The 21954-nt window shown below is 43.6% G+C and carries 18 protein-coding genes; 8 read left to right on the plus strand and 10 right to left on the minus strand.

From position 1 onward, the window contains the following. Window positions 1–320: 320 nt before the first annotated feature. The gene (locus C7Y69_RS17680) at window positions 321–1676 is read left to right on the plus strand and encodes a diguanylate cyclase (protein WP_260563651.1); all 1356 of its coding nucleotides are present in this window, start codon (window positions 321–323) and stop codon (window positions 1674–1676) included. A 118-nt stretch (window positions 1677–1794) separates the two neighbouring features. Here C7Y69_RS17680 and C7Y69_RS17685 read toward each other — a convergent pair whose 3' ends face one another. From C7Y69_RS17685 to xdhA, 7 genes are read right to left on the minus strand one after another with little or no spacing between them, the layout of a single operon-like run. Beyond that, window positions 1795–3012, minus strand: coding sequence for a urate hydroxylase PuuD (locus C7Y69_RS17685; protein WP_126873637.1), 1218 nt, complete (start codon window positions 3010–3012; stop codon window positions 1795–1797). Next, entirely contained in the window at window positions 2999–4315 is a 1317-nt protein-coding gene (gene guaD / locus C7Y69_RS17690; RefSeq protein WP_126873639.1) for a guanine deaminase, read from the minus strand. Before guaD ends, C7Y69_RS17685 begins: the two co-directional genes overlap by 14 nt. A 5-nt stretch (window positions 4316–4320) precedes the next feature. Further along, window positions 4321–4641, minus strand: a complete 321-nt coding sequence (gene uraH / locus C7Y69_RS17695) for a hydroxyisourate hydrolase (protein WP_126873641.1) — start codon at window positions 4639–4641, stop codon at window positions 4321–4323. Next, the gene (gene uraD / locus C7Y69_RS17700) at window positions 4641–5159 is read right to left on the minus strand and encodes a 2-oxo-4-hydroxy-4-carboxy-5-ureidoimidazoline decarboxylase (RefSeq protein ID WP_126873643.1); all 519 of its coding nucleotides are present in this window, start codon (window positions 5157–5159) and stop codon (window positions 4641–4643) included. Before uraD ends, uraH begins: the two co-directional genes overlap by 1 nt. Further along, window positions 5156–6010, minus strand: coding sequence for a xanthine dehydrogenase accessory protein XdhC (gene xdhC / locus C7Y69_RS17705; protein ID WP_126873644.1), 855 nt, complete (start codon window positions 6008–6010; stop codon window positions 5156–5158). The genes uraD and xdhC overlap by 4 nt, the downstream gene beginning before the upstream one ends. Continuing rightward, entirely contained in the window at window positions 6007–8343 is a 2337-nt protein-coding gene (gene xdhB / locus C7Y69_RS17710) for a xanthine dehydrogenase molybdopterin binding subunit (protein ID WP_126873646.1), read from the minus strand. Before xdhB ends, xdhC begins: the two co-directional genes overlap by 4 nt. Beyond that, window positions 8336–9811, minus strand: a complete 1476-nt coding sequence (xdhA, locus tag C7Y69_RS17715) for a xanthine dehydrogenase small subunit (protein WP_126873648.1) — start codon at window positions 9809–9811, stop codon at window positions 8336–8338. The genes xdhB and xdhA overlap by 8 nt, the downstream gene beginning before the upstream one ends. Before the next feature lie 309 nt (window positions 9812–10120). Between xdhA and C7Y69_RS17720 the strand changes: the two genes are divergently transcribed. Genes C7Y69_RS17720 through C7Y69_RS17730 form a run of 3 tightly spaced genes read left to right on the plus strand, consistent with a single transcriptional unit; the run spans window position 10121 to window position 12005 of the window. Continuing rightward, on the plus strand, window positions 10121–10780 hold the full coding sequence (locus tag C7Y69_RS17720) for a TetR family transcriptional regulator C-terminal domain-containing protein (protein ID WP_126873650.1): 660 nt from the start codon (window positions 10121–10123) through the stop codon (window positions 10778–10780). Then, on the plus strand, window positions 10770–11696 hold the full coding sequence (gene puuE, locus C7Y69_RS17725; protein WP_126873652.1) for an allantoinase PuuE: 927 nt from the start codon (window positions 10770–10772) through the stop codon (window positions 11694–11696). Before C7Y69_RS17720 ends, puuE begins: the two co-directional genes overlap by 11 nt. 51 nt (window positions 11697–11747) lie before the next feature. Continuing rightward, entirely contained in the window at window positions 11748–12005 is a 258-nt protein-coding gene (locus tag C7Y69_RS17730) for a DUF3862 domain-containing protein (protein WP_126873654.1), read from the plus strand. 124 nt (window positions 12006–12129) lie between these two features. Here the strand turns inward: C7Y69_RS17730 and C7Y69_RS17735 are convergent, their stop codons facing one another. Beyond that, window positions 12130–13461, minus strand: coding sequence for an NCS2 family permease (locus C7Y69_RS17735; protein WP_126873655.1), 1332 nt, complete (start codon window positions 13459–13461; stop codon window positions 12130–12132). A 289-nt stretch (window positions 13462–13750) separates the two neighbouring features. Here C7Y69_RS17735 and C7Y69_RS17740 point away from each other — a divergent pair, with 289 nt between their 5' ends. Beyond that, window positions 13751–14755 carry an adenosine deaminase gene (locus tag C7Y69_RS17740; RefSeq protein WP_013784616.1) on the plus strand — a complete coding sequence of 335 codons (1005 nt, stop codon included), beginning with the start codon at window positions 13751–13753 and terminating at the stop codon, window positions 14753–14755. Window positions 14756–14781: 26 nt separating this feature from the next. Here the strand turns inward: C7Y69_RS17740 and C7Y69_RS17745 are convergent, their stop codons facing one another. Next, the gene (locus C7Y69_RS17745; RefSeq protein ID WP_126873656.1) at window positions 14782–15132 is read right to left on the minus strand and encodes an Hpt domain-containing protein; all 351 of its coding nucleotides are present in this window, start codon (window positions 15130–15132) and stop codon (window positions 14782–14784) included. A 365-nt stretch (window positions 15133–15497) separates the two neighbouring features. On the opposite strand from C7Y69_RS17745, the gene C7Y69_RS17750 reads away from it, so the two are divergent. From C7Y69_RS17750 to C7Y69_RS17760, 3 genes are all read left to right on the plus strand, one after another. Further along, window positions 15498–17606, plus strand: coding sequence for an EAL domain-containing protein (locus C7Y69_RS17750; RefSeq protein ID WP_126873657.1), 2109 nt, complete (start codon window positions 15498–15500; stop codon window positions 17604–17606). A 126-nt stretch (window positions 17607–17732) separates the two neighbouring features. After that, the gene (locus C7Y69_RS17755; RefSeq protein WP_126873658.1) at window positions 17733–18650 is read left to right on the plus strand and encodes a diguanylate cyclase; all 918 of its coding nucleotides are present in this window, start codon (window positions 17733–17735) and stop codon (window positions 18648–18650) included. A gap of 144 nt (window positions 18651–18794) precedes the next feature. Further along, the gene (locus tag C7Y69_RS17760) at window positions 18795–20807 is read left to right on the plus strand and encodes an ATP-binding protein (protein ID WP_126873659.1); all 2013 of its coding nucleotides are present in this window, start codon (window positions 18795–18797) and stop codon (window positions 20805–20807) included. Window positions 20808–20851: 44 nt separating this feature from the next. Here the strand turns inward: C7Y69_RS17760 and C7Y69_RS17765 are convergent, their stop codons facing one another. Further along, window positions 20852–21934 (minus strand): purine nucleoside permease, encoded by a 1083-nt coding sequence (locus C7Y69_RS17765; RefSeq protein WP_126873660.1) that lies wholly within the window; start codon window positions 21932–21934, stop codon window positions 20852–20854. Window positions 21935–21954: the final 20 nt, after the last annotated feature.

Consider the following 21954-nt stretch of genomic DNA (forward strand, 5'->3'; position numbering starts at 1 on the left):
CAAAGATCAACAGGCCCTAGAAAGTAATACTTACTCAATTGTTATAAATTGAACATATATTGTTTGCATCATGGTTGTAAAATTACATACCTAGTTTGCTTTGTGAACGCTACAAATAGCAGGGTTATCTCTACTCATCAGTCATAGCATCTAATTCTCTGTATCAAGGTTGCCAACCTTACCTTTGTCAAAAAAGCTTCAATTATTACGTTAATAAAGTGTAATGCATCATAATCCAACGCAATCTGAAAATGTTGCTACACTTAAATTTTACATTTAATTTCTAGCGTAGTGGGTAGTGAATGGATAATGCGGGGCTAATGAGAGAAAAGGATATTTTTGAAAAAACATTTGAACAATGTGGCGTAGGATTAGCGCATGTTAGCCCGCATGGTGACCTTATCCGTGTGAACAGTAAGCTAAGTGGTTTTTTAGGATATGAGAGCGCGACACTTGTTAAAATGTCGTTTCAAAGCATTACCGAAGCTTCACACGTTCAAGAGGATTTATACCTTCTTCACCAAGTGCTTCGCGGCGAAATAGACACTTACAGCATAGAAAAAAAATACATTCATGCTAAAGGTCATCACGTTTGGGCAAAATTAACAGTTTCTTTGGTTCGTGATGAAAACGGTGAGCCTGATTATTTTATCTCGGTCGTCGAAGATATCGATGATAAGAAACGCATCGAATCAGAGCTATATAAAGCAGAAGCACTGTTCAGTAAAATAGTGGCCGCGTTTTCTGCGCATTCTTTTGTTTGGGTAGCGAACCCAGAATTAACCCGAATTCATTACATTAACGAAGGTTATCGTAATATTTACGGGCGTGATGAATATGAATTGCATGCTAAGCCCGATGCGTTTTTATCTTATGTGCATGAAGACGATCGTTTGTTTGTAGAAAAGGTATATAAAGCGAAACCGCTAGAAAGTTGGGACTTACAATATCGCATCAAAAATAGTAGCGGAGAAATAAAGTATATTCACGATAGGGGCATGCCCCTGTTTGACGAGAACGGGCAACAGATATTGGTGGTAGGCACCGCTGACGATGTTTCTCATGAAAAAGAGCAACAGCAAGCATTGTTAGAAGCAATTTCTAAACTTGAGTACCTCTCTAAAACAGATCCACTCACTGGCATTTCAAATAGACGAGAAGTGTTCATTCAGCTAGATAGAGAAATACAACGAATGAACCGCGGTCAGAAACCGTCAACGCTTGTATTTATCGACCTAAACGACTTCAAAAGTATCAATGACACCTTTGGCCATAAAGCCGGAGATAGAGCATTGGTGGGTTTTTCAGACATTATGAAAAATACCCTGCGAGAAACCGACCGTTTTGCTCGCTTAGGCGGCGATGAATTTGTTGTGCTTTTATTTGGTTCAGATGACGCCGATGCCGAGGTGTTTTTCGAACGCTTAGCAGAAACCTCATTCGATATTGAATTTGGCCGTGAGTTTGACAGTGAATTAGCAGATTCCGACGCTAACCAAGACAGTCGCGTGAATAGTGGAAGTGATGGTATCACTACCACCGGAACCTCTCTGTCATTTAGCTTGGGCTGGCACACGTGGGATGCAAATATTGTGACGGCACAAAACTGGGTAGATGCCGCTGATGAAGCCATGTATAAACAAAAACGCCAGCACAAAAGGCATGCTGACGTTTAAAGATAGGTTGAAACATTGGCTTATTCTAAACTAATCCAATTACGCTAAACCTCTTAACTTAGAAGCAGTGAAGGTATACGATAACATGAATGGCAATGCTACATTGCCCCATCAGATTTTAATTTTCTCTTTTGGCATGCGTAGTAGCAAACCACGCCGCTATTTCAGCCCGCTCTTCCTCTGTCATGCCGGTTTTATTTAAAAATGGCATGTCTTTGGTCACGGTAGTGCGTCTTACTAACTGAGGCGCATACCGCGTGATACCTTCCCAGCTATCTAACACCACACCTAATGGCGCAACTTTAAAAATTTCATCGGTAGGGGTGCGTGAATGACAGCCTACACAATGGGTATTCACAAGCTCGGCCACGCGTTCATCAGTTACCACGGCTACACTTTCATTTTCAGTACCCGCTACCTCAACATTCGCTGGCGTTTTCGGCCACGAAACCCATAACGCAATGGCAAGCATAGCAACAGCACCTGTGACTAATATCGATGGTTTAGTTTTGCCAACATGACGTAGGTTGAAGAAGTGACGAATCCATGCGGCAGCCGCCATTAGCGCAATAAGCACTAACCAATTTTGCTCGTGTTGATAAGTCATAGGGTAATGGTTTGAAATCATGATGAACAATAACGGCAAGGTGAAGTAGTTATTGTGCATGGAACGCAATTTAGCGCCCGCGCCCCATTGAGGGTCGATACTTTCTTTCGCTTGTACTGCAGCAACCATTTTACGTTGGTTGGGCATAATGTTGAAAAACACATTACCCACCATAATGGTGCCAATTAATGCCCCAACATGAATGTAAGCGCCGCGGCCGCTAAACCATTGTGTTGAAAGGTAAGTGACTACACAAATAAGCGTAACCAAACATAACGCAAAAACAATAGGATATTTAGCTAGCGGGCTTCTACAGGCAAATTCGTAAATGGCTATGCCGCCAAAAATAAGCCCTAAACCTAACGAAATAGCAGTAGTAGGCGACATATTATTAACTTGAGGGTCAATCAAGTATGCCGAAGCACCAAAGTAATACACAATAATGAGTAGCGCAAAGCCTGATAGCCAAGTGGTGTAAGCTTCCCATTTAAACCAGTGTAGGGTTTCAGGCATTTTTTCTGGGCCATAAGCATATTTGGCTACTTCATAAAAGCCGCCGCCATGTATCGCCCATAAGTCGCCTTTTATGCCTTTATCTTCTTTCCACTTAGGTGGGGTGCGCAAATTATTGTCTAACCAGACAAAATAGAACGACGCACCAATCCACGCCACACCGGCAATTACGTGAAACCAGCGTACAAATAAGCTTATCCAATCAAGCCATGGCATAGTGTGTTTCCTTCTTATTATAACAACATTGACCGCTTATCCAGGTTTCTGCAATAGCGCGATCATCACCCAAAATACTGAGTGCAAAAAAGACATCGTCAAATTCTGCATTGGGCTTAATTCGTAATTCCATGAGTTCATCGTAACGGGGCGTTACAATAATAAAATCGGCAACCGTATTAGGGTTTAAGTTTCCAATTTCGTCATCGAGTTTATGTGCTACCGCAGCGCCTTGGGTCATTAAGTAAAACCCTTCAATAGGATCGATAGGCGCGTGGCGCAATTGGCTAACCTTATAGGCATCGCCGTAGGTTTTTAACATACTAAAGCTCGTACCTGCGCCTACATCGGTAGCTAATGCAACATGCACATTATTGGCTCGTGCGGTTTGCAAATCAAACAATCCGCTCCCCAAGAATAGGTTTGATGTGGGGCAAAACGCCAATGTAGCGTCTGCTTCACCTAAGCGCTGCCATTCTTCGCTAGAAAGGTGAATACCATGACCGAACACCGCGCGTGGGCGCACTAAATTGTACTTATCGTAAACATCTAAATAGCCAGATGCTTTCGGGAATAAAGATTTCACCCATGCAATTTCATCTACATTTTCAGACAAATGGGTTTGCACAAAGACATCTTTGTATTGGGTTGCCAGTTCACCTAAAGCGGCCAATTGCGCCTCTGAGCTAGTCGGCGCAAACCTTGGGGTTATTGCATAGCGATTTCGGCCTGTGTTGTGCCATTTTTCTATTAATACAGCACTGTCTTTTTGGGCGGTTTCTGGGCAATCTTGTAAGTCTGCAGGGCAGTTTCTGTCCATACACACTTTACCTGCCACAATAGCCATGTCTATTTCGCTGGCGGCACTGAATAAGGCGTTACAACATCCTTGGTGTACCGATGAAAAAACGAAGCCAGTGGTCGTGCCGTTTTTCAACAACTGTTGCAAAAACACCTTGGCAATCTTTTGGGCATGTTCCACGTTAGCAAACTGTTTTTCGGTAGGAAATGTATAGTTTTCAAGCCAACTTAATAATTGCTCGCCATAGCTAGCAATACTTTCAGTTTGCGGGTAGTGCAAGTGGCTGTCGATTAACCCAGGTAAAATCCAGCTGTCTTTATGATCATGTAACAATGCATTGGGGTACTGCTCACGCATGCTAGAAAACGAGCCAGTGGCGATAATTTTTTTACCATCTATTACCAAGCCGCCATCGTGAATAACGACAATATCTTCGGCAAACGTGGATGACGCAGTATTAGGCGTTGGAAAGTGTGCAATATTCGCACGAAAAAGCTGCATTATAATTAGCTGCCTCTGTAACTGCTAAAACCAAAAGGAGAGATAAGCAAAGGCACATGGTAATGGCCGCCGTCGCTTTCAAGTTCAAACGCAATATCAATATGAGGGTAAAAACTCTTGCCATGTGTAGCAATTAAGTAGTCATGGCTATGAAAACGCAGTGTATACACACCTGCTTCAAACTTCTGACCCCATTGATTGAAACGTCCATCGTTATCGGTTTTACCAGTAAGTACGTCGCCATTAGGCAAGGTAAGGGTAAGCGCAATGCCTTCAACGGGTTTGCCCGATGTAGTATCTAATACATGACTTGATAAGGTATTCATTAATTTTCGTCCTTGGCAGTTAACGCTTTGTCTATGCGCAACAGGGTAATTTTAATTTGTTCTTGGGCGGCGGTGCGAATTTCTTCATCGGTGCTGTTCGGTAATCGCGTTTGCAAGGCGTTAAGCATCGCGTCGGCCGAAAGCCCAGTGGCACAAATGATGAAAATAAAACCATGCTTATCAAGATACGCTTGATTCGCTTCTTTTAATGTAAGCAGCGTCGCTTCTGATGCACTGGCTGTGCCTGATTGTTCGCCGCTGGCTATGGTTTTCGTGTTGGCAAACTTTTTACGCAACGAATCAACATCGCCAATCATTGGATGGGCGGTGAAAGCCTCTAAAAAATCGTCTTTGCCGCATTTTGACCAAGCGGTTTTCGCATATTCTTTTACATCGTTAGCGGTGTCAAAAGGGCGGCCGTTAACCATGCTATATATCCACGACTGTGCTGCGCAGGTTTGTTGAAACCAATCGCTAGCATCGCTGGCCGATAGGGTATTAAGTTCGTTTAAGGTCATACATTATGTTCCTTAGTGTTAAATCTATCGGCGTTAGTCACCGTAGCACCTTCAACATTGTCTTCACCGGCGTGTAAACGCTGAATAATTTGTGAAGCAATTGATACCGCCACTTCAATAGGACGCTTGCCGGGTATTGAAGTATCGCCAATAGGGGTTGCTAATCGAGCTAAGTCATTTTCATCAAAACCGCGATGTTCCAATTTAGTGATAAAACGCTTGGCTTTGGTTTGTGAACCAATAAGGCCAACAAAGGGCAACGCAGGGTATTTTAATGCTTGCTCGGTAATGCGGTAATCGAGCTGATGATCGTGAGTTAATATTACTAACCAGGTGTTTTCTTCCAGCCCACGCACTTCAGTCTCTGGCGCTTCTTCTACCACCATTTTTACGTTTGCTGGTAGCGGGTGGCTGAACAAATCTTCACGGCTATCAATCCAGGAAATACGAAGTGGAAGCTGGGCCAAAATAGGTACTAAAGCTTTTGCTACATGCCCTGCGCCAAAAATAGCGATGTGCTGCGCATGGCGATTGCACACTTCAAACAATACTTTAACAGCGCCGCCACAGCATTGGCCTAGCTTACTGCTAAGAGGGTATGAGCGTATTTCGGTGCTAGTATTATTTTTACCACGAGTACCGCCACTTAGCATCTCACGGGCTGTGTTGATTGCATCGAACTCTAAATGCCCGCCGCCAATGGTATCTATGCTTTGTGCATCGGTAACTACCATTTTGCTACCGGCTTCACGGGGAGTAGAGCCAGCAATACTAATCACCGTCACAATAACGTAGGGCGCACCGTCTTGTTGACACTGCGCTACCGCTTCATACCAGGTACTCGCTTTCATTGCTGTGCCTGTTGCAACTGCATTACAGCATTCAGTACACGCTCTGGCGTGGCTGGTGTATCTAGTTGCGGGTCTTGGGTGTAACCAGAAATACTTGAAATGGCATCTTTCAAAGCACACCATACTGAAATTGCTAGCATAAATGGCGGTTCACCTACCGCTTTTGAATGGTAAATACTGTCCTCAGCATTTTCTCTGCCAAACAGTTTTACATCAAAATGTTTAGGGGTATCGCCAATAGCAGGAATTTTGTAGGTGGCCATGTTTTCACTGGTTAAGCGACCATCATTATTCCACACCAGTTCTTCGGTAGTAAGCCAGCCCATGCCTTGAATAAAGGCACCTTCTATTTGGCCAATATCAATAGCAGGGTTCAAGCTATTACCCACATCATGAAGTACGTCTACTTTATCAACGCAGTACTCACCACTTAAGGTATCAACAGATACTTCACTTACCGACACACCATAAGAGAAATAGAAAAACGGGCGGCCATCGCCAGTTTCGCGATTGTAGTGTATTTTAGGGGTTTTATAGTAGCCATTGGCCGATAATGACACGCGGTCAAAATACGCCACCTGAACTAAATCGCTAAACGCTTTTTGGTGTTCACCTAATACTAAGTTACCGGCAGTAAACTGTACCTTTTCAGCTTGCTCTGGCATGCCTAGCTCGGTAGCAAAGCACAGTGCTAAGCGTTCCTTCAACGTAATACATGCATTTTGCACCGCTTTACCGTTTAGGTCTGTACCGCTCGACGCCGCCGTTGGAGATGTGTTGGGTACTTTATCGGTGCGGGTGGCAGTTACTTCTATCATGTCCATAGACACACCAAATTCATTCGCCGCAATTTGGGCTATTTTGGTGTGCAAGCCTTGGCCCATTTCTGTGCCGCCATGATTCACTTGAATGCTACCGTCAGTATAAATATGTACCAGTGCGCCTGCTTGGTTCAAATGCTTTGCGGTAAAGGAAATACCAAACTTAACCGGAGTCAGAGCTAGGCCTTTCTTAATGACAGGGCTATTGCGGTTAAAGTCGGTAATCGCGTCTCTACGTGCCCAATAATCGGCGTCTTTTTCAAGCTTTGCGATCATTTCTGTCAGTAGGTTGTGCTCTACTTCCATGCCATAAGGAGTAGTGGTACCAGTTTCTGGCCCGTACAAATTTTGTTTACGTACGGTAAGCGGGTCTACTGCTAGCTTGCGTGCCATGGCATCCATCATGGCTTCAGCCATGATCATACCTTGCGGCCCGCCAAAACCACGGTACGCCGTGTGCGATACCATGTTAGTTTGCAAGCGGTGACCTACAATGTTGCTTGCACCTAAAAAGTAACCGTTATCGGCATGAAACATGGCTCTGTCGACAATAGCGTCAGACAAGTCAGGTGAATGCCCACAATTACCGTTTATATCTACTTTTGTGGCAACAATTTTACCGTTTTCGTTAAAGCCAACCTCAAAGCTATTATCGAAAGGATGGCGCTTGCCTGTCACGTGCATATCAGTGCTGCGAGGTAAACGACACTTCACTGCACACTGGTTGCGAGAAGCTAACAAAGACGCTAAACACGCCCACTGAGCGGCTTGGGTTTCTTTACCGCCAAAACCGCCACCCATGCGGCGCATATCTACCATCACATGATGCAGCTTAATATCGAGTACTTCAGCCACTAGCTTTTGCACTTCACTAGGATGTTGGCTTGAGGTATATACCTTCATTCGCCCGTCTTCATCGGGAATGGCAAGCGACACTTGCCCTTCAAGGTACATATGCTCTTGGCCGCCAATAGAAAGGTGGCCTTTACAGCTTAAAGGTGCAGTGGCAAGTTGAGTATCAGCATCACCTTGGCCAAACCTGTGAGTAGGGCGCACAAAGCGTTCATGTTTATGCGCTTCTTCGGTGGTAAATACCGCGGCGGTAGGAATAACCTTAATAGTGCCTTTTAGTGCCGCTTTACGGGCTAAATGTACCGAAGTTGCAAGCACTGCAAAATAAGGCTGGCCGTAAAATTTTACTTCGCCATTAGCGAGAAGGGGGTCGCCTTCAAAAACCGGCCCAATATCTTTATGGCCAGGAACATCGTCGATGGTAATAACATCGACCACACCTTCACTTGCACTTACGGCAGATAAATCTATTGATTCAATAATGCCCGCCGCGCACCTGCTGGTCCCTACAGCGGCGTAAAGCGTGCCTTGCGGCTCTACCAAATCGTCAATATATTTCGCGCTTCCTTGAACCTGTCTGGCAGCACTTTCATGCTTTACCGACGTATGAACAACCTGTGTTGAGGCTGAATCTTTCGCGCTATCGATAAGCTTACGCATGTTGCACCACCCGAGTTTCAATCTTGTTTTTTACATGGCTGCTTGTACCACTGGCTGATTGGCTAGTGTTTTGATGCTCTAGCCAGAATCGATGCCATAAATTAGCCAGTACAGTTTTACGGTATTCTGCACTCGCTCTCACATCATCTATTGGGGAAAATGCTTCGCTTAAAATTTGTTTACCAATACTCAAGCATTCGATACTTGCCCATTGTTTGCCTTTTAATGCGCTATTTAATGCTTCGCAACTAACTGGCGTTGCGGCAACACCACCAAACCCAGTGCTAACGTGTTCAACTTTACCGTCATTCAAGGTTACGTTGAACACAGCACACACGGCAGAAATATCATCTTCCATGCGTTTTGAAATTTTGTACGCGGCCACTAACTCATTGGCCGTCAGGTAGGGTATTTCAATGTCAGATAGCCATTCGCCTTTTCCTAGCGCCGTTTGGCGATAGCCAGTAAAAAACTCACTTACAGGTATAGCGCGAGTTTGTGTACCATTATCAATATGCAGCACGGCCTTTAAGGCTAGCAATACAGGCGGCATATCGCCAATAGGCGAAGCGTTTGCCACGTTACCGCCCAAGGTGGCTTGGTTACGTATTGGCAACGAAGCAAAGCGGGTGATTAATTCTGCTAATTGAGGAAAGTGCCCTAACAAAGGTTGCGTCAAATCACTTAACGGCGTGGTTGCACCAAACGTGATCGAATGTTCGTTTGTAGTGCATCCATTTAATGATTTGACCCCACTTAAACTAATTAGCGTGTTCACATCTTTCAGTTGTTGAGTAAACATCAAGCTTAAGTCGGTGCTACCTGCTACTAAAAGCGCATCTGGGTGCTGAGCGATAGCATTGGCTAAGGCCGAGCGAGAGTCTGGAACAAGTAAATTACTGGAGCCAAGTACGGGGGTAGCGGCTAGTTCCTTCAACGCGCTTAGCGTAGAAGACTCATTACGTGCGAATGTGTCATCAGGCGTGTTTCCACACACAGATAATGCCGCATCAATAATAGGGCGATAGCCAGTGCAGCGGCATAAGTTACCGGACAATGCATGCAATACATCATCGCGATTTGGCGTGCCATCTTGATGATACAACGCAAACATAGACATGATAAACCCTGGCGTACAAAAGCCACACTGCGAACCATGAAAGTCGATAAGTGCTTGTTGTACAGGGTGTAAGGTGTTGTCTTGAGTTAAATGCTCTACCGCAATAAGTTGTTTGCCATGTACAGCCGACATCAAGGTAATACAACTGTTTACCGTGCGGTAATGTAACCCATCGAACTGTGGGTTAGGCTCGGCAATCACTACGGTACATGCACCGCAATCGCCTGCTGCACAACCCTCTTTAGTACCGGTAAGTTTTCTGTGCTCGCGTAAGAATTGAAGTAACGTCAGGTCAGCCCGGGTATCGTCCAATTCAACGAGTTGTTGATTAATAAGAAAGCGAATCATACCCGCACCTCATCACTATTTTCATTGATATATCCATTAATATAACGGTATTCTTGATAGAAAAGTAGACCATTTGGTCAAATAATTGCTTTAAAAAAAAGGCTTCCCTGAGAATAGCCCCTAATTTGGTAAGCAAAACTGCATACTTGTTGGTGTAATACAGGCAAGAATCGTGCAAGGTTGAACATAGAGAACACAAAGTTAAGTAGGGGTAACGGTATAGTGATTACGTTTTCTATTTTACGCTAAAACCGTGATAACGTAATACAAACGGATGCCAGACGTGTAGTGAAGGATAAAAAAATAACGATGACCAAATTAAGAGACACGGACGCAGGCGTAGGTGCCACAAACAAAAGAAATATTCTGCAAGCCGCTGAAAAATGTTTTGCCCAGTTTGGATTTAAGGGCACTGCGGTTCAAAAAATTGCAGATGAAGCGAACCTGCCTAAAACCAATGTGCTTTATTATTTTAAAACGAAGCAAGAATTGTATGTGGCAGTGCTAGAAGAAACATTGTCGTTGTGGAATTCCCATTTCGACAGAGCCACTGTAGATGACGATCCTGCTGAAGTGTTAGCGGCGTACATTACAGAAAAAATGGAAGTATCTCGTACCCATCCACAAGCTTCTAAAATCTTCGCGATGGAAATTATTAACGGTGCGCAGAACTTAACCGGTTATTTTGACGAAGAACATGCCAAATGGATGGAAGGACGATTAGCACTTATCGACCAATGGATTGAAGTAGGTAAACTCCCTCAGCTTGATGGTGAATATTTACTTTACACGATTTGGGCTAGCACCCAGCATTATGCAGACTTCTCCGCTCAAATTACTCGTCTTCGTGGCCGTAAAATGATTAAAGCTGATTTTGAAACGGCCACACGCCAATTAATTCAATTGGTGCTAGGTGGGTGCAACCTGCCAGTGCCAAGTCGTTATATTGAGAATATTGATGCCGAATAATTCCCATACTTACCCTCGCGACCTTATTGGTTACGGGGCTGATGTACCTAAGGCCAATTGGCCGAACGGCGCTAAAATTGCGCTCCAGTTTGTTTTAAATTATGAAGAAGGTGGTGAGAACTGCGTACTACATGGTGATGCGCACTCCGAAACCTTTTTGTCTGAAATTATTGGTGCGCAAGCATTTAATGATAGGCACCTTAGTATGGAGTCTATTTATGAATACGGGAGTCGTGCGGGATTCTGGCGACTTCATCGTTTGCTCACCAGCTACAATATTCCGGTAACGGTTTTTGGTGTCACTATGGCCATGCAACGTCACCCAGATGCCGTGCAAGCCATGTTAGATGCTAAATGGGAAATTGCCAGTCACGCTATGCGTTGGGTTCATTATCAAGATATGGACGAAGAGACTGAACGAAAAGAAATAGACGACGCTATCATGTTGCATGAGCAACTTACTGGTAAGAAACCGGTTGGCTGGTACACGGGGCGAACCAGCCCTAATACGCTCAAATTGATTGCTGAGCGTGATGACATTCTCTACTGCGCCGACTCTTATGCCGACGATTTGCCTTATTTTGATAACCATTACAGCAAACCTCTTTTAATGGTGCCTTATACGCTAGATACCAATGATATGCGTTTTGCTGCCCCACAAGGTTTTAACAGTGGCGAGCAGTTCTTCCAATATCTTAAAGATGCGTTCGACGTGTTGTACGACGAGGGCAGCGAAGCACCTAAGATGCTGTCGATAGGCATGCATTGCCGTATTTTAGGGCGGCCAGCGAGAATGGCGGCGTTAAAACGTTTTATTGAATATGTGCAATCTCATGACAAAGTATGGCTTGCTACCCGTGAAGACATTGCCCGACATTGGCTAGCCGAACATCCTTTAGTTGAAAAATCCCAGTAAAGTGTAAAGCTATAAGAAGCAAGCTACGCTATATAAAGTGGAGATATAAAAATGAAAGTAAAAATTGCCTTATGTTTATTAACTGCGCTCGTATTAACGGGCTGTTCAAAGCTAAATAAAGAGAACTACGACAAATTAAAAATGGGTATGTCTAAAGATGAAGTCTCATCGGTAATTGGGGCGGCAGATAATTGCTCAAAAACCATGGGCGCAGTATCTTGCGTTTGGGGTAACGAAGAAGCGAAGCATGTAAAGATAGTCTTTATGGGCGATAAAGCCGTTACCTTTAGCTACGATGGTTTAGAGTAGGGTTAGCAAGCTCAATTTCTATGAGCTATGTAATCTAAGTTGCCTGAATAGATTACCCAAAGCATAAAAAAAACGGTGAAGATTATCTTCACCGTTTTTTTTGTTAAGCATAGGCTACCGCTTGCTATTTTAAGTCAAATATATAGCGCAGTATAAACACACCCGCTAACACGTAGGTTAACCCACTGACTTCTCTGAATTTACCGGTCCCCACCTTAATGCCAACGTAGGTAATAAAACCTAGTGCAATACCTTCACTAATACTGAACGTGAGCGGCATAGCTAATAGCGCAACGGTTGCGGTAGCAAGAGCACCTAAATCGTCGAAATCTATCTGGCGAATGGCTTCCATCATTAGAATGCCTACCATGATAAGCGCTGGAGTAGTGGCCATCAAAGGAATAACCTTCATTAAAGGGGTAAGGAACAAGGCAAAAATAAAACACAGTGCAACCACTACCGCGGTTAATCCTGTTCTACCACCTGCAGACGCCCCAGTAGCAGATTCTACGTAACTGGTTACTGGTGATGTACCAATAAATGCACCTACCACACTGGCAGACGCATCGGCGGTCATGGCAGGGCCAATTTTAGGCAATCTTCCGTTTTTATCTAGCAAGTTTGCACGGCGAGAAACACCGATTAACGTACCTATAGTGTCGAACATATTCACAAACATTAGTGCAAATATTAAATCCCAAGTTTCAGCGATATGGTCAATAGGGTACCAAAAGTCCATTGCCATAAAGGTATTCGAAATTGGTTCTGGTAAGCCGATAATGGCTTCAGGCGTTGCGGTTAACATGCCATTCTCGGTTGGCACGAAGGCACCAATTACGGTAAGCAACACAATAGATATAAGAATGCCTCCGGTAACCTTTTTTACTACCATCACAATAGTAAAAATAATACCAAGTAGCGCAAGCATTACCGCAGGGTCAGATAAATCACCAAGACCCACAAAGGTAGCCGGATTGTCTACAACCAGCCCCGCATTTTTAAGGCCAATAAAGGCAATAAATAACCCTATGCCGCATTGCACACCAATTTTGAGGGCCGGGGGAATAGACTCAGCAACTTTAGTCCTCACCCCAGTTAAGGACAGAATTAAAAAGAGAATACCGTTCCAAAATACTATCCCAAGAGCCGCTTCCCAAGGAATTTCCCGAGATAAACAAATTGTGAAAGCAAAAAAAGCGTTTAAACCCATACCTGGCGCAAGCGCAATGGGGTAGTTAGTCATAAACGCCATCAATAGAGTGCCCAAACAGGCAGCTAGGGCGGTTACCGTTATTAACCCTTCGATAGGCATGCCACTTAAGCCAAGGATCCCAGGGTTTACCACTAAGATGTACGACATGGCAGCAAAAGTGGTTAGCCCCGCTACCACTTCTGTTTTTATTGTGGTTCCATGCGCCTGAAGCTTAAAAAGGCGCTCTAATACGTTATTAGACATGTAGATTTCTCTATGCGTTGAGTCATTTATCATTATTTGTTGTTGCATGAAGCAAAAACTTGACCACTTAGTCAGTTTGTTGGTGCGTTTTGTGCTACGGTAAACATAGCCAGAATACGCAAAGTCAGTGTTACGCCAGTGAAATTAACTAATAAAGGTTTTAAAAACCGCGTATTTCACATTGGAAGCGTTATAAAAACGCCTGACTAAATCAACGCTAGAAAAGAAGTTGCGCACTAATTAAGATGCAAATTGCATCAAAATGGTGCGCTTCTAACTGTGAGGGGCCATGTCGCTATCAACAATAATTCAAAAACTCCCGAAGGCTGAACTGCACTTGCATATAGAAGGCAGCCTAACACCTGAGCTTATGTGGCACCTGGCAAGTAAACATAGTATCACGTTGCCATATAAAAGCATTGAAGAGATAGCTGCTGCCTATCAATTTACTAACTTGCAAAGCTTCCTCGACATATACTATGCCGGTGCGGGCGTGCTCATTGATGAAGATGATTTTTACGCGTTAATGTGGGCGTATTTCACCCGCTGTCATGAAGATAACGTGGTTCACACTGAAATCATGTTCGACCCGCAAACCCATACCGCAAGAGGTATAGGATTTGATGTATTCATGCCAGGTTTTTTACGGGCCATGAAAGATGCACAAAAGCAGTACGGTATTTCTAGTTACTTAATTATGTCTTTCTTAAGGCATTTACCAGAAAGCGACGCGTTCGCCACACTTGAAGCTGCCAAACCTTATTACAGTGTTATAGATGCGGTGGGTTTAGACAGTTCTGAACTGGGTCATCCACCATCTAAATTCGAACGGGTGTTTCGAGAAGCGCGAGCTCTTGGGTTTAAAATAGTCGCGCATGCAGGTGAAGAGGGGCCGCCAGAATATATTTGGGAAGCATTAGACTTGCTTAACGTTGACCGAATTGATCATGGCGTAAGGTGTCAGGAAGACGAGAAGTTAATGGCTTACATAAACGCCAATCAAATTCCTCTTACCGTGTGTCCATTAAGTAATCTGAAATTGTGTGTGGTAGATGACTTAGCCAAACACAATATATTATCGCTACTCGATGAGGGTTTAATGGTTACTGTGAATTCGGACGATCCTACGTATTTTGGTGGGTTTTTGAATGATAACTATATAGCCCTGTGTGATGCGTTGCCTGTAACCGAAGCACACGTGAAGCAACTTGCTATTAATAGTTTTGCGGCTAGCTTTTTACCGGATGACATTAAACAACAACACATTGCGCATATACATTCGTTAACACGCTAAAATGATAAGCCGCTCATCTCATCTTTCTAGGCGTGGGCGGCAGCCATTTCTGATTTGGTGGCGTCGATTACTGACGCCAACGCGCTACCGTTTACTTCAATTTCATTCCAATCACCTGATGCCGACAATATTTCGATGGATGAGGCTTTCTGGCGCAATGCCTCGGCGCCCACATCACCCGATACACCTTTAATAGCATGGCTGGTAAAGCGAACGTCTTCTAAATTTCTATTTGAAACCGCTGTAGTAAGCGTTAAGTGTTTTTCATCGATTTGATCAATGAACATTTCAACAACACGTTTTAAAAGCGCGTGGTTTCCTGCCAAGCGTTGCAGTGCTTTTTCACGTTGCCAAAGCGACGTACTTTCAAAACTCATAAGTTATTTTTGCCTTGTAAACCAAGTGTGTAGTGAGAACATTTACTGTAGAACAGAAACTGTATATCAAAAAAATTTAAATGTGAACCCAGTTCTAGCGAGATTTCGGCTGTTTTAATGAAGACAGACTTAAGTATTTCTTTATCGCTCTTGTGGCACTTATCGTATAACAACGACTTCTCAGTAGCGCTTTAGGACATAATCGGTACTGTAAATGCATCAGCAATTACAATCAGCAATTAAAATCAGCAAGAACAATGCCGACAACATAAGTGCAGTTGAATGTAGACTAAAGGCTAATAACGAAAAGCATAGCATGGCCGATACTTGATAGAGAAAAAGGTAAATAAGGAGAAACGATAGCTATGGATATGCGAGCGCAAAAAGTGCTTATTGTTGATGACGAACCCGTTAATATCGTCATTATAGAATCTGCTGTAAGTAGTTTAGCGAACGTAATTAGCACCAGCAACAGCTTAGAAGCCCTTCATCTTATTGAAATTCATAAACCTGATTTAATTATACTTGATATTAGTATGCCTAAGCGCTCAGGGTTCGACATCTGTAGAGCGGTTAAGGCTGATATGAGCTTGCGAGATATACCGATACTTTTTGTGACGTCTTTTACCGACAGTCAGAACGAGCGAAAAGCACTTGAATTGGGTGCAATTGACTTTATTGCTAAGCCTATCGATATAGAAATTTGTAGGATGCGGGTAAAAAATCACCTTTTAATACAACGTCAAAAATCACAGTTATCTATTTACAACGAAAGAATACTTGAAGAAAAAGAACAATTAAACATTACGCTTAATGCTATCGCTGATGGCGTTATTGCCACCGACGCAGAAGGCGTTGTGACTTTCATTAACCCAGTTGCTCAGCGCTTAACTGGCTTTAATGAATTTCAGGCGTGCGGGCGAATGGTTGATGAAATTATGGATTTACGAGACGCCACGACTAATGCCGGAATGATTAACCCTGCGCTATATACCATGAAGGTTAAGCGGCCGGTTTCTATGGCGTTCAACGTAAAATTAATCAGCAAGCAAGGTAAAGAGTGCAGGGTAGAAGATACCGCTTCACCGATATTAGACACACAAGGGAGAGTTAAAGGGTCGGTCGTTGTATTCCAAGATGTGTCTGAATCGGTGGCGATGGCCGTTCAAATGACCCATGTCGCTAATCACGACCAACTTACTGGCTTGCCCAATAGGGTGTTATTGCACGACAAAATTGTTCAATCTATTAATCGCACCGACAAAGCGAAGCATAGTGTCGCTTTGTTACTTATAGACATTGATAATTTCAAATATTTGAACGATGCGCTAGGCCACAAAGTCGGCGACTCCATTATTCTATCTGTATCGAAACGTCTTCAACATGCATGCGGTTCGACAGTAACGCTAGCAAGGGTAGGCGGAGATGAGTTTGCGTGTTTATTAACCCATGAAGATAGTGGGTTAAGTGCAGATGAAGTGGCAATGAGCTGTTTACAAAGTGCAAGAGAGCCTATTCATATTGATGGGAAGCATCACCAACTTAGTTTAAGTATTGGTATAAGTTTGTTTCCTCAAGATGCTGCTAGTGCAGAAGAAATGATGCGTCACTCAGACACGGCCATGTATCGCGCGAAAGCCACAGGTAAGGACAAATTCAGCTTCTTCTCAAAAGATTTGAAACTTGCCATGCGCAAGCGGGTTGAAACCGAAATAAAGCTTCGCACCGCGCTTGATAACAATAGCCTGACGGTATTTTTCCAACCTAAATATGATTTGAATTTAAATAAAGTCGTTGGCGCGGAAAGTCTAGTTAGACTAATCGATGAAGATGGCAACATAACGCCACCAGATGAATTCATTCCTTTGTCTGAAGAAACAGGGTTGATACATCGGTTAGGTAAGCAAGTTTTGGTCAAAAGTTGTGAGTTTATTGCTAAATGCGTTGAAGCGAATGAACCGTTTAAAATTGCGGTAAATGTGTCAGCGCAGCAAATAGCGAACCCTTACTTTGCAAAAGAAGTTGAGGAAGTTATTGTGTCGACCGGAATCGATCCAGGGCTAATAGAATTAGAGGTAACGGAGTCTGCATTGATGGCTGATTTCGATCAAACGCGAAACGTATTATTAGCGCTTTCCTCGTTAGGGCTCTCGCTAGCACTAGATGACTTTGGCACTGGCTACTCAAGCTTGTCTTACTTACGTCAGTTTCCTTTAAACGTACTTAAGATTGATCGATCTTTTATAAAAGACATGGATACCGAACCCCAAGCGCTTGATATAGTGACGGCTATTGTTCGTCTCGGTAGTTGCCTTAACATGGTCTTAGTGGCAGAGGGGCTTGAAACCGAATTGCAGTTTCACTCGCTTAGGCAGTTAGGCTGTGAATATGGTCAAGGCTACTACATGTGTAAACCGGTATCAGAAGATGAATTTACTGAACGATTTTTGAATCAGGCGCCTATAATGACGTAATGGCAAAGTATAAAAACTTGAAAAGATGGCAGTTTGTCTTTTTTGGCTTAATATCTTTTAAGTAATGATGTAATATCAATTTATGCTTTTTTCCCTTCACTCTCTTAAGACAGTCCTGTTAAATTTATGCAGTTAGAACTAAAACCATACTCGGCATGCAAGGTACTCGTGGTCGATGATGAGCCTATTAGCAGAATGCTGCTTACTTCTATACTTGAGTCTTTTGTTAACTGTATTGCTGCGTCAAACGGTGAAGAGGCCATTGACCAATGTGTGATGCACAAGCCTGATCTCATTCTATTAGATATGAATATGCCGGATGTCGATGGCCTTACTGTTTGTCGTACCTTAAAAGACAAAGCTGATACCGCCCAGATACCTGTTGTCTTTGTCACCTCTACGATTGATGTCGAAACTGAAAATATGTGTTGGGAAGTGGGAGCCTCTGACTTTGTGTTGAAGCCGGTTACCGCCTCTACACTGGTTCACCGCATAAAAAACCACTTGCAAGGCAAGCTACGCACAGAACTGCTTGAAAGATTGACGTTTCACGATCAATTAACGGGCTTATACAACCGGCTGTACTTAAGTAATGAAATTCCATTATTAGTAAAACAAGTGGCTCGTGACCATAGCACGCTCGGCGTCATCATGATGGATATCGATTTCTTTAAGCTCTACAACGATAACTATGGCCATCTTCAAGGTGATATCTGCCTTCAACAAGTAGCAGCCATTATTGAGGAGCATGCGCGCCGTCCCAAAGATGCAGCCATTCGATTTGGCGGTGAAGAGTTTATGCTGGTATTGCCGTATACCGACATGAACGGGGTTAAGAAAGTTGCTGAAGACATTGTGTCTGCAATAAGAAGTGAGAATATCACGCATTATGCGGGCAAGGATGGAAAGCTAAGTATTAGCGCTGGCTATGCTGTAAGGCCTGCTAATGAATTGCAAGACACCGGCATATCTTCACTTATCGAATCAGCTGATATTTTTCTTTTTGAAGCCAAAGAAGCAGGGCGTAATCGCGCAATAGGTTAATCGGCTTCTCCCTTAGAATAATAGCCTATTGTTTAATTTTTTTTCTTTTCTAAAACCACTATTATTGCCTTAATGGAGCAGTGTAAAAGCTGTAGTAGCTCCTCTCTCCCTTAGAGGGCTTCTTGATTTTAATGGCGGTTTGCTATGTCTCAACAATTCGATAGTAAAGAACAGTACCCTATTACCGTTTCATCAACAGTGCTTAACTTTGAAAAAGTACTTAAATCTGGTTGTGACATATTATCCATGCAGCAAGGCTTACTCTTGCACGTTACGGGTGAGCATATAGACGTTATCGCTAAAGCCACCGCCTCTCTAGCGCCTAATAAATACCTACTACCCCCTTTTCCTGTTGATATTGACTCTCTTCCTTCCAGTCAGTTAGAAAGCTGCGCTGAGGTTAAACTATGGGCAAAGCAAAATTTATCGGCGAAAGACTTTATTATTGGCCGTATTCACCGTGTTGGTCACTACCACGTTGTGTTAATACTGGCAAACAGCATAGAAGATGTCGATTTTTCCTACGATAAAGGGAAGTTATCGTTGCTCGATAACTGGCTGGAAAGCGTTTTACAAAAAGAACGTGGAGCAGACGACAATTCACTTAAACATGCCGAGTTATTTGAAAAGCTACAGTCAGTGGCAAATATCGGTGTGTGGGAAGTTGATATCGTTGAAAATGCCCTTTTTTGGTCCTCTCAAACCCGTATTATCCATGAAGTGCCTCAAGATTATATGCCAGCGCTTGGCTCAGCCATTGAGTTCTATAAAGAGGGGGCAGATCGCGATGAAATCACAAGGTTGGTCAAGCACGCGATAGAAACAGGCGAACCATGGACCGCTACCTTGCAGATAATAACCGCGAAGGGAAACCCGGTGTGGGTAGAAAATCACGGTATGGTCGAAATGTTTGAAGGCCAATGTGTTCGGCTTTTCGGTACGTTTCAAAATGTTGATAAGCCTGTAAAACTTCGCTTGGAACTTGAAGCAAGACAGAAAGACGCAGAAATGGCATTTAAAGAGCGTGGCAACTTATTATCTCGTATCAGTCATGAATTAAGAACGCCGCTAAATGGTATTACGGGAATGTTACAGGCCATAAAGTTTGAGCAGCGAGTGAATATTCGAGAGCGAAAAACGGATTTGGCACTTAAGAGCGCCGGCCGCTTACTGCTGCTAATAGATGATGTTTTAGACTATACCGAAATTTCCAGTGGCGAGCTTACACTGAATAAAAGTCACTTCTGCGTGCGTGCAATGGTAGAAGAGTTGATTGACGTATTTAAACCCTTGTGCAAAGAGAAAAGCCTTCGTTTATACGCGGCACTGTCGTTGCCTAAGAATACCTATATAAATGGTGATGCCAATAGAATAGGTCAGATTATTTCTAAGTTACTGCACAACGCCATTAAGTTTACTTCACGAGGGCACATTTCCATCCAATTAACGCTTAGAGAAGCGTTGACTGAGCCTAACTTGCTTATTTCTATAGAAGACACGGGTGAGGGTATGGATGAGGCAACTAAAACCTCGTTGTTCACTCCTTTCATACAAGGGCAAAAGCAATCGGCAATTAAAGGCAGTGGAACAGGCTTAGGCCTTTCTATCGTAAAACAACTAGTTGATAAAATGGATGGTGAGATAGATATTCGCTCTGAAATAAATGTAGGCACTGCCTTTGATGTAGTCATTCCTGTTACCCTGACAGACGCTAAGCAAGGTCTTCTAGACCACGACGATGCTTTATCATCTAGCTTACTCTCTATCCCATTGTCTATTCTGGTGGTGGACGATAATGATATTAACCGCATTGTGCTTGCTTCGATGTTGGAAAAATATAACTTTATTGCCGATGAAGCTGAAGACGGTCAAGTGGCAATACAAAAGGCCAGAGAAAAAGACTACGATCTTATCTTCATGGATTGTGCAATGCCGGTGCTCGATGGTGTATCTGCCACAAAAATCATACTTGAAGAAGGATTGATACGCAGTCAAGGTAGTATCGTAGCAGTAACGGCTAATACGTCTGAAGAAGACAGAGAAGCGTGTAAAGAGGCGGGAATGTCAGCGTTTTTGTGTAAACCCGTCGATCAACGCAATGTTACGTTAGAGCTTAAGAAAGTATTGCTTAGTAAGTCATTTGCAATACATCAGTGACAGCGGAAGCCCGCTGTCACAAATGGCTTGTAATTGCAGTTTTACTACTGCTTAACAGGTAATTCGTTTTTAACAGTATCCCAGTTTGTCGTAATTTCCTCAATCACCACCGACCCTACAGCATAGGCAGCCTCTACAGCAGACTGAAGTGCCGCGTAGCCTTCGCCAGAGCTTTCTAGCTCTAAGTTCTTAGCTGCCGTTAGCCCTGCTGGCTGCATAGTAAAGTTACTGGCGGTGCGAAGAATAAGAACACGGTCTTTATCAACCAAGTTAGCATTGTCTAGGTAAGTCAGCGCCTGTAGTGTGGCTGAATCTTCCATGCCTGAAGTCACAAAGTTACCCTTGCTTTGCGTCCAGTAGCCCACCCAATCGTTTGCCCAGTCATTAAGTAATTTGCCGTGCCAGAAGGTCGAAGCCGATAAATGCGAGCCTGTCATAATACTTGGTTTCTCAAGTGCTTTAGGATAGCCCGTATAGGTGGCTCGTAGTTTATCCATAGCTGGCGTGTTCGGTAATGACGTACCTTTAGTTAGGTTGAACGCCCAATCTCTTAAACTGGCATTTAAAATATACACTTCACCGTTAGGGGCCTGTTCTGGGTTTACCGACTCGGCGTTAGCGTAAGTTGAGTGGGTGAAAAGCGGGAAGTAGCCCGTTTTCCAGTCGCTTGGAATTTCACGTGCATCTATTTGGTGGGCAAGGTCGCCATCCACTACGTAGTCAGTCCAGACAGCAGAACCAATGGTGCCATCAGCAGGATCCATACCTGCAATGCCGGCTACAAGCCAGTAAGCATGCGTTAGGTCGAATCTAGGATCTAGACCAAGTGCCATAATAGCAGCCGAGGCCCGAGCGATACCCATACCCGTTACAATACCTAATACGCCAGTTTCTTCATTAACAAAAATATCATGGTGAGCATGGGGCAGGGCATAGCGGGTTGAAAGCTTTTGGCCTTTTTTCCAAAGTTGGAACTCGCCGGGCTTGTCACCTTCGTCTTCACCAATTTCAAACATGGCAACCACAACGGTTTTAATCTCAATAGGGGAAGTATCGGTTGTTTCAGCGCAGTGCCCAGCAGAAGCAAAGAAAGAAAGGGCGAGAATAGCATTAGCAAAATAGCGCATTAATAATTGTCCTCTTAGGT

The sequence above is a fragment of the Alteromonas sp. KS69 genome, from assembly GCF_003989595.1.
GTDB classification, from domain to species: Bacteria; Pseudomonadota; Gammaproteobacteria; order Enterobacterales; family Alteromonadaceae; genus Alteromonas; species Alteromonas naphthalenivorans.

Bases quoted from the DNA above. Each gene is read 5' to 3' on its own strand.
- C7Y69_RS17680 (WP_260563651.1), top strand. From the start codon at position 321: ATGAGAGAAAAGGATATTTTTGAAAAAACATTTGAACAATGTGGCGTA.
- C7Y69_RS17685 (WP_126873637.1), bottom strand. From the start codon at position 3,012: ATGCCATGGCTTGATTGGATAAGCTTATTTGTACGCTGGTTTCACGTA.
- guaD (WP_126873639.1), bottom strand. From the start codon at position 4,315: ATGCAGCTTTTTCGTGCGAATATTGCACACTTTCCAACGCCTAATACT.
- uraH (WP_126873641.1), bottom strand. From the start codon at position 4,641: ATGAATACCTTATCAAGTCATGTATTAGATACTACATCGGGCAAACCC.
- uraD (WP_126873643.1), bottom strand. From the start codon at position 5,159: ATGACCTTAAACGAACTTAATACCCTATCGGCCAGCGATGCTAGCGAT.
- xdhC (WP_126873644.1), bottom strand. From the start codon at position 6,010: ATGAAAGCGAGTACCTGGTATGAAGCGGTAGCGCAGTGTCAACAAGAC.
- xdhB (WP_126873646.1), bottom strand. From the start codon at position 8,343: ATGCGTAAGCTTATCGATAGCGCGAAAGATTCAGCCTCAACACAGGTT.
- xdhA (WP_126873648.1), bottom strand. From the start codon at position 9,811: ATGATTCGCTTTCTTATTAATCAACAACTCGTTGAATTGGACGATACC.
- C7Y69_RS17720 (WP_126873650.1), top strand. From the start codon at position 10,121: ATGACCAAATTAAGAGACACGGACGCAGGCGTAGGTGCCACAAACAAA.
- puuE (WP_126873652.1), top strand. From the start codon at position 10,770: ATGCCGAATAATTCCCATACTTACCCTCGCGACCTTATTGGTTACGGG.
- C7Y69_RS17730 (WP_126873654.1), top strand. From the start codon at position 11,748: ATGAAAGTAAAAATTGCCTTATGTTTATTAACTGCGCTCGTATTAACG.
- C7Y69_RS17735 (WP_126873655.1), bottom strand. From the start codon at position 13,461: ATGTCTAATAACGTATTAGAGCGCCTTTTTAAGCTTCAGGCGCATGGA.
- C7Y69_RS17740 (WP_013784616.1), top strand. From the start codon at position 13,751: ATGTCGCTATCAACAATAATTCAAAAACTCCCGAAGGCTGAACTGCAC.
- C7Y69_RS17745 (WP_126873656.1), bottom strand. From the start codon at position 15,132: ATGAGTTTTGAAAGTACGTCGCTTTGGCAACGTGAAAAAGCACTGCAA.
- C7Y69_RS17750 (WP_126873657.1), top strand. From the start codon at position 15,498: ATGGATATGCGAGCGCAAAAAGTGCTTATTGTTGATGACGAACCCGTT.
- C7Y69_RS17755 (WP_126873658.1), top strand. From the start codon at position 17,733: ATGCAGTTAGAACTAAAACCATACTCGGCATGCAAGGTACTCGTGGTC.
- C7Y69_RS17760 (WP_126873659.1), top strand. From the start codon at position 18,795: ATGTCTCAACAATTCGATAGTAAAGAACAGTACCCTATTACCGTTTCA.
- C7Y69_RS17765 (WP_126873660.1), bottom strand. From the start codon at position 21,934: ATGCGCTATTTTGCTAATGCTATTCTCGCCCTTTCTTTCTTTGCTTCT.